This is a genomic window from Pandoraea vervacti (assembly GCF_000934605.2).
Classification (GTDB): Bacteria; Pseudomonadota; Gammaproteobacteria; order Burkholderiales; family Burkholderiaceae; genus Pandoraea; species Pandoraea vervacti.
The window spans coordinates 1,155,136-1,167,845 of sequence record NZ_CP010897.2; the positions used below are offsets into that span (position 1 = coordinate 1,155,136).

The following is a 12,710-nucleotide window of genomic DNA, read 5'->3' on the forward strand; positions in this document are numbered from 1 at the left end:
CACGTATTCGCGTGGCGCTGGACAATTGGAAAAAGCGCGCGCAAGCCCTCTGCGCTGTGTGCTTCTGCCGGATATGGGGTCAGATATCGGCTAGGGTTTGCCGTCGAAACGGAAGGGATCGGGGAGCGAAAGGCGGGGAAAAGTTCGGATTCTGCCCTGCGGTCGTGCGTTATCGCTCCGCCGTGGCATACGTTGTTTTTCGACGGCGCGACAACGGGATGCGATGACATCGCGCCGATATGGCGACGATAGCGCGCCGATATCGCTCAAAAATCCCTCAGGGGTCGCAGAGTTGAGCGAGATTGAACTGCGTGTTGAGGTGGATGCAGCCCACGAATGGGCGACGTTGCCGTCGCCCACCGCTTCGCATTGGGCGGGGCAACTGCATCGGATCGCCGTCAAGATCGCGATCGGACGGCCTTCAGACCAGCAGGTCCTCGTAGAACGCCCCGAACGGACGTGTCGGGTGCGCGATCTGGATCTCGAGAATCCACAAGCCCCCGCTGGGCGTGTCGGTCAGGTCGCCGAGCTTGCCGCCCTTGTAAATGGCATGCGGGAAGTCGCTGACGCGGTGCCCCTTGATGTCGAGGTTGAGCACCCAGCCCAACGCTTGCGCTTGCGTCTTCGCGAAGTCGTACAGCGCCTGCCCGGTCACTTTTTCTTGACGCCAGTGGTCCTGGACGATGTCGAACAAACGCTTCGCGTCGTCGGCGCAACGCTGCATCTCGGGATCGCTGCCCGTCGTGCGCGTGAAACCGCAGTCGCCTTCGTGCGCGCCGAAGACCACACCGATATCGATGAAGTAGATGTCGTCGTCGCCGAGCACCGGGTCGTTGTCGCTACGTTCGCTGAAGGTGCGCAACGTGTTCTCGCCGAAGCGAACCAGCACCGGGTGCCAGATGCGGTCCATGCCGAGCGTGCCAAGCAGTGCCTTGCTTGCGGCAATGGCTTCTGATTCGCGCATGCCGGGTTTGATGATGGCTGCGATCTTCTCGGTCGCGTCCCATGTAAGCGCCTGTGCCCGCTTCATGGCGTCGGCACTGAACTTCGCACCGACGGCCTCGCGCCGGGCCAGATCCATCAACTCCATCGAATTTCTCCAATGATTTGTTTTGGCTTCAGAGGCGACGGCCCGTGTTGCCGCTGGCGGGACCGACGTCATGGCCATCAGGATAGGGGCAAACTTGTATAATTCGAAGCGCCATTTATCGCGTCTTCCATTGGGCCACTTTGCCCCGACTCGCGGCATGGCGCCGGAAAACCTGTCCGTTCACCTCCCTCCATTCGCCGCTCATGCGCCGCCGACACCTCAGCCAGTCGCTCGAATTGCCGCTCTCGGAACGTCACGAAAAGGAGACGCGTCAGGCGTGGGTCTACCGTTGCGTGCGCGAGCGCATCGTGGCCGGCGAGCTGCGACGCGGCGACCGTTTGCCCTCGACGCGAACGCTCGCCGAGCGATGGGGCGTATCGCGCGGCATCGTTGCGCTGGCGTTCGAACAACTCACGCTGGAAGGCTATGTCGCGAGCCGCGTGGGCGCAGGCACGGAAGTCGTCGCGGACTTGCCGGGCGCTGCGGCGCGCACGAATTCGGCTCGCCACGCGTGCACGGCGGCAGAACCATTGCCGGAGAACGCGGCGTCACTCGCCCTGAAGACCGGGCGCTCGCCGGACGCCGCGCTGTTCTCCCTGCCCATATGGCGCAAGCACATGAATCGCGCGCTGCGCACGGTCACCCCGGCCATGCTGGCCGATACCGATCCGCGGGGCTATCTGCCGCTGCGCGAGAGCATTGCCCGCTACGTGCGCATGACGCGCGGCATTGCCTGCGAGGCGGCCGAAATCGTCGTGACCACCGGCATTCGCCACGCCATCGATCTCGTGACGGAAGTGCTTGCCGACGCATCCACCACGTTCTATCTGGAAGACCCCGGCTACAAGAACCTGTCGACGCTGGTGCGCGCGCCGTTGTCGCAGTGCGTGAGCGTGCCGGTCGACGACGAGGGCTTCGTCGTGGCCACCGCCGATCAACGGGGTGGGGGCCGCGCCGGCATCGCCTATGTGACACCCGCACATCAGGCGCCGCTGGGCACCACGATGTCGATCAACCGGCGAATGCAACTGTTGGCGTGGGCAGCCGCACGCAATGTCTGGATCGTCGAGGACGATTACGACAGCGAGTTCAGCTACGGCAGCGCGCCGTTGCCCGCGCTCAAGGCCATCGACACGCAGGCGCGTGTGATTCATTGCAGCAGCTTCAACAAGTCCCTGTTCCCGTCGCTGCGCATCGGTTATCTGCTGGCGCCCCCGGCCTTGCTCGCGCGTATCGCGGCACAGCGCTCGGCATCCGGTCGCGCGAACAGTCTCATCGAACAAATGGCGCTCGCGAGCTACATCGATGCCGGCGACTTCGCGCGGCATTTGCGTGCCTCGCGAAGCGTCTATTTGCGCCGCCGCAATCTGCTGCTCGACAGGTTACGCGAACGACTGCCCACATTGTGTCGCGTCACCGGCGAGCACGCCGGGTTTCACTTCGTGCTCTGGCTGCCGCCGCAGATCGACGAGGCGGCGCTCGTCGCAGCCCTGCGCGAGCAGGGCGTATTCGTGGAAGGACTCGGGGAATTCGCGCGGGCGCAGACGTTGGCGCCCGCGCTGGTGCTGGGCTACGCCGCGCTTGACGACGGGCGGCTGCCCGATATCGCGACGCGAATTGCCGACGCCATTGCGGCGGCGGCCGGTTGAGCGGGTGTCATGACGCGCGTCACGAGCGTTGGCTCACGGACGTCAGCCCGAGCGCTTGCGCATCTCCAACCGGATGACGAACCAGCCGGCCACGGCTGACATGATCGCCAGCGCGTACCACGTGAGCAGATAGCTCATATGGTTGTTCGGGAATTGCACGACAGTCAGGCCGCCCACCGGATAGTCGCGATCCTGCGACTGTGTCTTGCCCGTCACGGCTTCGGCATCGTTGGTGATGGCGTTTGCACCGACGCTCGCCCCAGGGCTGGCGTCGGCATCGACGAAATACGGGGCCACGTCGGCTTCGGCCAGCCCACGCGCTGCCGCAATGGCAAACACGTCGCGCGAGTACCAGAGGTTTTCCGCTGGCGCGTTCTTGCGCAGAAAGCCTCCGACGGGCTCCGGCAGGCGCAACAGCCCCGTCACGGTGACTTCGCCGTCGGGTGCGGGCGGTACCGACTCCTTCCAGCCGGGTGGCACGAAGCCGCGATTGACGAGCACGTCACTGCCATCCGGAGTCCGCAGCGGCGTAAGCACCCAGTAGCCGCCCCCCAGATCGGTCACGGCTTGCACGAGCGTGTCCTTGTCGAAACGATACGTGCCGGTAAGCGAGACGTGCCGATATTCGTCGGCCTCGGCGCTAACCGCCGGCCACTGCGCGCGGGTCGGGGCGGCCGACGGGGGGGCGTGCACGCGTGAATTCACGCGCTCGATCAGATCCAGCTTCCACGCGCGGCGCTGCAACTGCCATGTGCCGAGCGACGCGAAAACGCTGACCAGCACCAGCGTGATGACGCCGAGAATAACCAGCCGAAGGGCGGATGGGCGGGAGGAAGGTGACGCGGGGGAGGGGGCGCCGGAAGCGCGCGGGGGACGCTGTGCGTCCCCCGATTCGTGAAGTCGATCGCTGCTCAAGGGGTATGCCGTTCAAGGGAGGTTTTTCGTATCCTGCATCATACCCGGCATCATGTTCTGGTTCAGGTGATACATCACCCAGAGCGAGCCCGAGAGCGTAATTACCACCAGCACGATCGTGAAAATCAGCGACAGCATGTTCCAGCCGCCCTCTGATTTCGCGTTCATGTGCAGGAAGTAGATCATGTGCACCACGATCTGCACGGCAGCAAGGAACAGGATCATGATCGCGGTCGTGCTCGACTTCTCGAACACCCCGCCCATCACGAACCAGAACGGAATGGCCGTGAGAATGACCGACAGGATGAAGCCCGTCGCATAGCCGCGCAGCGTGCTGTGCGGTCCCTCGTTGCTATGATCGTCATCATGGTCGTGCCCGTGCCCATGCCCGTCGTGCAGGGTCGCGTCCTGGCTCATGTCCTGGCTCATGGCAACACCCCCATCAGATAGACAAACGTGAAGACGCCGATCCACACGACGTCCAGAAAGTGCCAGAACATCGACAGACACATCAGACGTCGGCGATTCGGCGCGGTGAGCCCGTGCTTGTTGATCTGCACGAGCAAGGTGATCAGCCAGACGATGCCGAACGTGACGTGCAGCCCGTGCGTGCCCACCAGCGTGAAGAACGACGACAGGAATGCGCTGCGCCACGGTCCGGCGCCTTCGTGAATCAGGGTGGCGAACTCGTACAGTTCGAGCGACAGGAAGGCGGCGCCGAGAACGCCGGTCACGATGAGCCACCCGGCGACGGCGCGCTGGCGACGCCGCTGCATCTCCAGCATCGCGAAGCCGTACGTAATGGACGAGAGCAGCAGGAATGTCGTGTTCACGGCCACGAGCGGCAGTTCGAACAGTTCCGCGCCGGTGGGACCGCCGGCGTAATTGCGACCGAGCACGCCATACGCCGCAAACAGACAGGCGAAGATGAGACAGTCGCTCATCAGATAGATCCAGAAGCCGAGCAACGTGCCACCCGGGGGGTGGTAGTCGCTCGTCATCATGAACTTCAATTCGCCATCGCGCGGCGGTGCGGAGGCCGGGGCGTGGGCACCGCCGCCGAGCGGGGCGCCGCCTGCCGGGAAGGTTGCGGTCGTATCAGACATGCTGGGCGAGCAGGCGCGTGCGCGCTGCCTCCGTGTGTTCGACCTGATCGGCCGGGATGTAATAGTCGCGGTGATAGTTGAACGTATGACCGATGGCCACGGCCAGCAGCGCGACGAAGGCCACGATCACCACCAGCCACATGTGCCAGATGAGCCCGAAGCCGCAGACCGTCGCCAGCCCGGCGAGGATGATGCCCGCGCCGGTATTCTTCGGCATGTGGATCGGGATGAAACCGTCCATCGGACGCTTGAAGCCGTGTTGCTTCATCTGCCACCAGGCGTCGTTGTCGTGAACGAGCGGCGTGAAGGCGAAGTTGTAGACCGGCGGCGGCGAGGACGTCGACCATTCCAGCGTGCGGCCGCCCCACGGGTCGCCCGTGTCGTCGCGCAACTGATCGCGGCGCAGATAACTCACGACCAGCTGGATGATGAAGCAGCCGATGCCGATTGCGATGAGCAGCGCCCCCACGGCAGCGACCTGGAACCAGATCTGCAGGGACATATCGTCGAAGTGGCTTACGCGGCGCGTCACGCCCATCAGGCCGAGCAGATAGAGCGGCATGAACGCGACGTAAAAACCGATGAACCAGAACCAGAACGAGCACTTTCCCCAGAACGGATCGAGCTTGTAGCCGAACGCCTTCGGGAACCAGTAACTGATCGCGGCGAATACGCCGAACACGACCCCGCCGATGATCACGTTGTGGAAGTGGGCGATCAGGAACAGGCCGTTATGCAGGGAGAAGTCTGCGGGCGGCACCGCGAGCAGCACGCCGGTCATGCCGCCGATCACGAAGGTCACCATGAAGCCCACCGTCCAGAGCATCGGCACTTCGAAGTGGATTCGTCCCCGGTACATCGTGAACAGCCAGTTGAATATCTTCGCGCCGGTCGGTATCGAGATGATCATTGTCGTGATCCCGAAGAACGAGTTCACGCTGGCGCCCGAGCCCATCGTAAAGAAGTGGTGCAGCCACACGAGATAGGACAGTACCGTGATCACGACCGTCGCATAGACCATCGACGCGTAACCGAACAGGCGCTTGCCCGAGAACGTTGCGACGACTTCCGAGAACACTCCGAACACCGGCAGCACGAGAATGTAGACCTCGGGGTGGCCCCAGATCCAGATCAGGTTCACGTACATCATGGCGTTGCCGCCGAGATCGTTCGTGAAGAAGTTGGTGCCGCCGTAGCGATCGAGTGCGAGCAGCGCCAGCACGGCGGTGAGCACCGGGAAAGCCGCCACGATCAGCACGTTGGTGCACAGCGAGGTCCACGTGAATACCGGCATGCGCATCATCGTCATGCCCGGTGCGCGCATTTTCACAATGGTCACGAGCAGGTTGATCCCCGAGAGCAGGGTGCCCACCCCGGCGATCTGCAACGCCCAGATGTAGTAGTCGACGCCGACGTCCGGACTTTGCAGCACACCGGACAAGGGCGGATAGGCGAGCCAGCCGGTGCGCGCGAATTCGCCGACGAAGAGCGACATCATCACGAGCACCGCGCCGCTCGTGGTCATCCAGAAGCTGAAGTTGTTGAGGAACGGGAACGCCACGTCGCGCGCGCCGATCTGCAAGGGCACCACGAAGTTCATGAGACCGGTGACGAGCGGCATGGCCACGAAGAAGATCATGATCACGCCGTGCGCCGTGAAAATCTGATCGTAGTGATGCGGCGGCAGGTAGCCCATGTTGTCGCCGAACGAGACCGCCTGCTGCATGCGCATCATCGCGGCGTCGGCAAAACCGCGCAGCAGCATGACGATGCCCAGAATCACGTACATGATGCCGATCTTCTTGTGATCGATACTCGTGAACCACTCCCGCCACAGGTAGCCCCACAACTTGAAGTAGGTAATGGCGCCCAGCACGACGATGCCGCCGATCGCCACGCCTGCGAACGTCGCGATGAGGATGGGTTCGTGGTACGGGATCGCCTCCAAAGTGAGGCGACCGAAGATCAGCTTGACGATGTCCATAAGCTCGAACCTGGAATCATTCGCGCGCAAGGCGCGTCGTTGTCGGGAAGACGGGCGCGATATGCCGCCATGCACCCAGGCTTCCCACTCATTGCGTCACCACGTCATCAAGTCACTGCGCACGTTACTGCGCCAGCGCGGAACCGGGCGCGCGTTGCGCATCCAGTGCGAACCGCACGGTGTTCTGCGCCGTACACATGGCGTCGGAAAGCAGCGCGTCGGCAGCGTCGGCGGCGTCGGTGCCGCGCGAGCGCCCTCGGTTGGCGTGTGAGTGGTTGGGCTGGGCCATCATGTCCTTCAGACACGTCTGGCCCGACTGCACACAACGGTTCAGGATGGCGTCGTAAAGGTCAGGGGCGACATCGGCGTAATACTTCACCGGCACCCATTCGCTCGGTTTTGCGAGCGCCTCGTACTTGTCACGCGAGAGGTTTTCGCCTTTCGCTTTCACCTGCCTGACCCAAGCGTCAAACTCGTCCGCCGTCATGCCGTGAAACTTGAAGCGCATGCCCGAGAAGCCCGCGCCACTGTAGTTCGCGGAGAAGCCGTCGTACACGCCGGGCTTGTTGATGACCGCGTGCAGCTTCGTCTCCATGCCCGGCATGGCGTAGATCTGACCGGCGAGTGCCGGCACGAAGAAGGAGTTCATCATCGTGGTCGAGGTCAGCTCGAAGCGAATCGGCCTGTCCACGGGCGCGGCCAGTTCATTGACGGTCGCAATGCCCTGATCCGGATAAAAGAACAGCCACTTCCAGTCCATCGCGACCACTTGCACGGTGAGCGGGCGCGTGTCGGGCGGTATGTCGCGTCTGGCGTCGATGCGCTCGAGCGGACGGTAGGGGTCGAGCTTGTGCGTGCTGACCCACGTGAGTGCGCCGAGCGCAATGATGATGAGCAGCGGGGCTGCCCAGATCAGCAGTTCGAGCAGCGTCGAGTGATCCCACTCCGGGGTGTAGACGGCGTTCTTGTTCGATGCCCGGTATCGCCAGGCGAACAGCAATGTCAGCACGATCACCGGAACGATGATCAGCAACATCAGAACGGTGGAAATGATGATGATGTCCCGCTGCCTCACCGCGAGATCCCCCGAAGGCGACATCAGGACGGTATTGCAGCCAGACAGCAGCGCGAAGGCGGGGAGTAAAAGTACCCCGCGGCGGAACTTGGGGGAAGTCATGCTGCGATCGATGGAACCGTAGCCTTAGACCGTACCCATCATGGACCCCGCATCTTGATGCATCAATTTAGGGTAAACCCTATAGCGGTGACTCACGATACCTGCGATGCTTTTCTGGCACGAGTGTCATCGTCATCCCGATCCGCGAGGGGGTCCGATAATGTCAAGCAGTGCTCATCAATCGCCCACGCCGGGCGTACCCGCCGCGCCGACGGCGCACGATCACGGGAGTAAGTCCCGCATCGCGCCAGAGGAAATCGCGGTCGGCGTGGTGGTCGGACGCGCCTCCGAGTATTTCGATTTCTTCGTGTTCGGCATTGCCGCCGTCCTCGTCTTTCCTCACGTTTTCTTCCCATTCGCTGACGGTCTTCACGGCCTGCTGTATTCGTTCACGATCTTCTCCTTCGCGTTTATTTCACGACCGTTCGGCACGGCGCTGTTCATGAACGTGCAGCGTCGCTGGGGGCGCAGCGTGAAACTCACGGCGGCGCTGTTCGTGCTCGGCACGGCCACGGCCGGCATGGCCTTTTTGCCGGGCCACGGGGTGTTGGGCGATCGTGCGATCTGGCTGCTCGCATTCTTCCGCCTGTTGCAGGGTATCGGCTTCGGCGGGTCGTGGGACGGGCTGCCGTCGTTGCTTGCGATGAATGCGCCGCCGCAGCGACGCGGCTGGTATTCGATGATGGGGCAATTGGGCGCGCCCATCGGATTCATCATCGCGGCGTCCCTGTTCCTGTTCTTGCACTGGAGTCTCGACCCGGACGACTTTCTGACCTGGGGCTGGCGTTACCCGTTCTATGTCGCGTTTGCCGTGAACGTGGTGGCGCTCTTTGCACGGTTGCGGCTGGTCGTGACGCACGAGTACACGGCCATGCTCGAAGAGGGGCAACTGGAGCCGATCAGCACGCGGGAGATGGTGCGCTCGCAGGGCTACAACATCTTTCTCGGCGCCTTCGCCGCGCTCGCGAGCTACGCGCTGTTCCATCTGGTGACAGTGTTCCCGCTGTCGTGGATTTCGCTGCAAAATACGCAGGACCTCAATAGTGTGCTGATCGTGCAGCTATGCGGGGCGGTGGTCGCGATTATCTGCACGGTGATCTCGGGGCGCATTGCCGATCGCATTGGCCGGCGGACCACTTTGGGGCTTTTCGCGATCTTCATTGCCGTTTTCGCCCTGTTCGCGCCGTTCCTGATGGGCGGCGGGTCGGCCCAGCAGGACATCTTCATTCTGGTCGGCTTCGGCCTGCTCGGCCTCTCTTACGGGCAGGCCGCAGGCACGGTGACGTCGAATTTCGAGCAACGCTTCCGTTACACCGGCGCGGCGCTCACGACCGACTTCGCGTGGTTGTTCGGGGCCGCATTCGCACCGCTCGTCGCGCTCGGATTGTCGGCAGAATTCGGGCTGATCGCCGTGAGCGGCTATCTGCTTTCCGGGGCGGTCTGCACGTTGCTGGCGCTGCGCATCAACAAGGCGCTCGAAACGAAAGACTGATTTTCTGCATGACGTTGTATGCCACCAACGGCGCGAGAATGTTCGCGCCGTTGTCACGTCTGTGACTTGTGGCTTTGCTCATACCTCGTGGAGCATGCCGACAATGGCCTCGGTGATGTCGCGTGTGCGCGAATCGTGCTCGCGATGAATCATGCCGACCGTGCGCAGCAAAGGGGGCTCGGCGATCGGCACGATGCGAAGCAGGGGGTCGGACTGCCAGTCGCCACGGTGCAGCAACGGCAGCACGCAGACGCCGACGTTCTTGCGTACGAGCGCCACGATCGTTTCGATGGAGTTGAGTTCGAGATATTCCGTCACGCTCAGTTTCGCTGCGCGTAACGCCTGCTCGACGACCAGTCCCGTGCGAACGCGACGGTCGAAACGCAGGAAGGCAGCGTTGTCGAGAATGCGTTGCGGATCGGACTCGGTGATGTCGCGGTTCACGACCATGACCATCGGTTCAGTGTAGAGCGGCGTCCACACCAGACCGTCCGCGCGGGCATCGTCGGCGCGTGCCACGACCGCAGCGATATCCACTTCACCCTGTTCGACGAGATCGGTCAGTTCGTCCGATCGCGCCGACGTCAGGCGCACGTCGAGTCCCGGATGCGCCGTCTTCAGTTCGGCCACGACCAGCGAGAGCGCGCCGATGACCGAGACCACCGCGCCGATGGTCACGGGCCCCTGCATGGTGGCGGCGGGCGTGGCGGTCAGCTCGGCAGTGAGCGCCAGGATTTGTTCGACGCGAGGAAACAGATCGCGCCCCTGCCGCGTGAGGGTGATCTGGCGTGCCCGGCGGTCGAAGAGCCGCTGGCCCACGGCGTCTTCCAGGCCGCGCATCTGCAAGCTCACGGCCGCCTGCGTGAGCGCAGCGCGCTCGGCCGCTGCCGCGAACGAACCGGTTTGCGCGACCAGCCGGAAGGTCTTCAGCATGCGCAAGGTGAGCATCGGATAGTTAAAAATAATTTAATTGTGAAAAAGAAATATTAATATTTATTTTTTGTGCGCGGAAGACATAATCGTGTCATGCCCATTCCTCATGACCGGATGGCCCGGCCTGAGGCGAATCGACGCAGCATTGCCGACCCACACAACGCGCTCATGACCATGCCCGCAGACGCTGGGCCGGTGCTCGACGTCACCGGACTGTCGCTGAAATTCTCGAAGGCGCCCGACGCACCGAACCTGATCGACGGCGTCTCGTTCGCCGTGCATCCCGGCAAGACGCTGTGCATCGTCGGCGAGTCGGGATGTGGCAAGAGCGTGACGTCGCTCTCGCTCATGGGGCTGTTGCCCAGTCCGCCGGCGAATGTCGTGGCCGGTCGCGCCATGTTCGAAGGCCGAGACCTGCTCGCGCTGGATGAACGCGAATTCGCCGATCTGCGCGGCAACCGGCTCGCGATGATCTTTCAGGAGCCGATGACATCGCTCAATCCGTCCTTCACCGTCGGTCACCAGATCGAGGAGGGCATTCGACGTCATCGCGGACTGGACCGCCGCGCCGCGCGAGCCGAAGCACTCGACATGCTCAAGCGCGTTCGCATTCCCGCGCCGCAAACCCGGCTGGACAACTATCCGCATGAGCTGTCCGGCGGCATGCGTCAGCGCGTGATGATTGCGATGGCGCTGGCCAACCGTCCCGCGTTGCTCATCGCGGATGAACCAACGACAGCGCTCGACGTCACCATTCAGGCGCAGGTGCTCTCTCTCATTCAGACGTTGCAACACGAGACAGGCACGGCCGTGGTGCTCATCACCCACGATCTCGGCGTGGTGGCCGAGGTCGCGGACGACGTTGCCGTGATGTACGCCGGGCGGATCGTCGAATATGGCACGGTGAGCGAAATCTTCGACGACCCGCAGCACCCGTACACCATCGGGCTGATGGGGGCGATTCCGTCCATCGGCAAGCGCGAAGGCACGCTTGCGACGATTCGCGGCGCCGTGCCGTCGCCCGAGCGCATGCCCGCCGGCTGCCGCTTTGCGCCGCGATGCCCCTTCGCTGAAGCGCGGTGCACCCGGGAGGTACCCCCGCAGAGAAAGTTGTCCGGCGCGCACCGTGTTGCCTGCTGGCTTGCGCCGGTGGAAGCGCAGACATCGCCCGTTCGCCAAGCGGTGATCGCATGAGCACGCCCACCCCGATTCTCGAAGCGCGCGAGCTCACGAAGCACTTCGGCGGCCATCGCGTCGGTTTCTCGCGCGCACCGACCGTGTATGCCGTCAACGGCGTGTCGTTCGCCGTGCAGGCGGGCGAGACCTTCGCCATCGTGGGAGAGTCCGGCTGCGGCAAGTCGACGCTGGGGCGTCTGCTGTTGCGTCTGCTCGATGCGACACAGGGTGAAGTGCGCTATCAGGGCGAAGACATCATGACGCTGGGCGCCGGCGCGATGCGACGACTGCGGCGCGAACTCCAGATCATTTTTCAGGATCCGTTTGCCTCGCTCAATCCGAGCATGACCGTCGGCGGACTGATCGGCGAGCCCATCGCGCTGCACGGCCTGGCGCGCGGGCGCGCGAAGGACGAGCGCGTGGCGGAGCTGCTGCGCACCGTCGGTCTGCAGCCCGATTACGCGCAGCGGTTCCCGCACGAGTTTTCCGGCGGCCAGCGTCAGCGCATCGGCATTGCGCGCGCGTTGGCCGGTGAGCCGCGCGTGATCGTCGGCGATGAACCGGTCTCCGCGCTCGACGTCTCCGTGCAGGCGCAGGTCATCAACCTGCTGGAGCGCCTCAAACACGACTTCGGCCTCACGCTCATCATGGTCGCGCACGATCTGGCGGTGATCCGTCACATGAGCGACCGCGTGGCGGTGATGTACCTCGGCGAGATCGTGGAGTTGGCGAGCGCCGACGCGCTTTTCGATAACCCGCTGCATCCGTACACGCAGGCGTTGCTTCAGGCGATTCCGGCGAGCCGTCCGCACCTTCGACGCGCGCGTGCCCCGCTGGGTGGCGAGTTGCCGAGCCCGACCGCGCCGCCGCCGGGATGCCGTTTTCATCCGCGTTGCCCGCACGCGCGCGACGCGTGCCGCGAGCAACGGCCGGTGACCGAAGTGCTGGTGGACGGACGTCAGATCGCATGCCACTTCTGGCGGGACATCCAGAACGCCGGGGCCAGTCCTGCGCGCGCCACCGCGCCAAGCGAGAAGCTCGGTGAGCGACTCGCGCTGTATCGCGCGCGTCAGGCGCAGGCCGGCGGCGCTGCCGTCGACACGCTCAGCACCGCAGGCACCATCAGCAACACCAGCGCGACCTCTGCATAACCACACCTTTACAACACCATCACACAGACAAGGGATC

General features: G+C 63.7%; 11 protein-coding genes. 4 read left to right on the forward strand and 7 right to left on the reverse strand.

Features of this window, described 5'->3' with window-relative positions; genetic code table 11:
* Positions 1-421 precede the first annotated feature (421 nt).
* Positions 422-1,090 (reverse strand): M24 family metallopeptidase, encoded by a 669-nt coding sequence (locus UC34_RS05230; protein WP_157123036.1) that lies wholly within the window; start codon positions 1,088-1,090, stop codon positions 422-424.
* A 203-nt stretch (positions 1,091-1,293) separates the two neighbouring features.
* On the opposite strand from UC34_RS05230, the gene pdxR reads away from it, so the two are divergent.
* Positions 1,294-2,739, forward strand: coding sequence for a MocR-like pyridoxine biosynthesis transcription factor PdxR (gene pdxR / locus UC34_RS05235; RefSeq protein WP_044454449.1), 1,446 nt, complete (start codon positions 1,294-1,296; stop codon positions 2,737-2,739).
* A 42-nt stretch (positions 2,740-2,781) separates the two neighbouring features.
* Here pdxR and UC34_RS05240 read toward each other — a convergent pair whose 3' ends face one another.
* From UC34_RS05240 to cyoA, 5 genes are all read right to left on the reverse strand, one after another.
* Positions 2,782-3,654, reverse strand: coding sequence for an SURF1 family protein (locus tag UC34_RS05240; protein ID WP_418303922.1), 873 nt, complete (start codon positions 3,652-3,654; stop codon positions 2,782-2,784).
* 12 nt (positions 3,655-3,666) lie between these two features.
* Complete coding sequence (gene cyoD / locus UC34_RS05245) at positions 3,667-4,071, reverse strand: cytochrome o ubiquinol oxidase subunit IV (protein ID WP_044454450.1); 405 nt, start codon at positions 4,069-4,071, stop codon at positions 3,667-3,669.
* An 8-nt stretch (positions 4,072-4,079) separates the two neighbouring features.
* Entirely contained in the window at positions 4,080-4,760 is a 681-nt protein-coding gene (gene cyoC, locus UC34_RS05250) for a cytochrome o ubiquinol oxidase subunit III (protein ID WP_044454451.1), read from the reverse strand.
* Positions 4,753-6,744: a cytochrome o ubiquinol oxidase subunit I gene (gene cyoB, locus UC34_RS05255; RefSeq protein ID WP_044454452.1), complete on the reverse strand. Its 1,992-nt coding sequence runs from the start codon at positions 6,742-6,744 to the stop codon at positions 4,753-4,755. Before cyoB ends, cyoC begins: the two co-directional genes overlap by 8 nt.
* A 124-nt stretch (positions 6,745-6,868) precedes the next feature.
* A complete protein-coding gene (gene cyoA / locus UC34_RS05260; RefSeq protein ID WP_044454453.1) occupies positions 6,869-7,921 on the reverse strand; it encodes a ubiquinol oxidase subunit II in 1,053 nt (350 codons plus the stop codon).
* Between the two features lie 160 nt (positions 7,922-8,081).
* Here cyoA and UC34_RS05265 point away from each other — a divergent pair, with 160 nt between their 5' ends.
* Positions 8,082-9,413, forward strand: a complete 1,332-nt coding sequence (locus UC34_RS05265; protein WP_044454454.1) for an MFS transporter — start codon at positions 8,082-8,084, stop codon at positions 9,411-9,413.
* A 78-nt stretch (positions 9,414-9,491) separates the two neighbouring features.
* On the opposite strand, the gene UC34_RS05270 is transcribed toward UC34_RS05265, so the two are convergent.
* Positions 9,492-10,361, reverse strand: a complete 870-nt coding sequence (locus tag UC34_RS05270) for a LysR substrate-binding domain-containing protein (protein WP_044454455.1) — start codon at positions 10,359-10,361, stop codon at positions 9,492-9,494.
* Between the two features lie 153 nt (positions 10,362-10,514).
* Between UC34_RS05270 and UC34_RS05275 the strand changes: the two genes are divergently transcribed.
* Together UC34_RS05275 and UC34_RS05280 are read left to right on the forward strand one after the other, a co-directional pair.
* Positions 10,515-11,540 carry an ABC transporter ATP-binding protein gene (locus UC34_RS05275; RefSeq protein WP_044457772.1) on the forward strand — a complete coding sequence of 342 codons (1,026 nt, stop codon included), beginning with the start codon at positions 10,515-10,517 and terminating at the stop codon, positions 11,538-11,540.
* Positions 11,537-12,673: an ABC transporter ATP-binding protein gene (locus UC34_RS05280; RefSeq protein WP_044454456.1), complete on the forward strand. Its 1,137-nt coding sequence runs from the start codon at positions 11,537-11,539 to the stop codon at positions 12,671-12,673. Before UC34_RS05275 ends, UC34_RS05280 begins: the two co-directional genes overlap by 4 nt.
* The last annotated feature ends 37 nt before the right edge of the window (positions 12,674-12,710 follow it).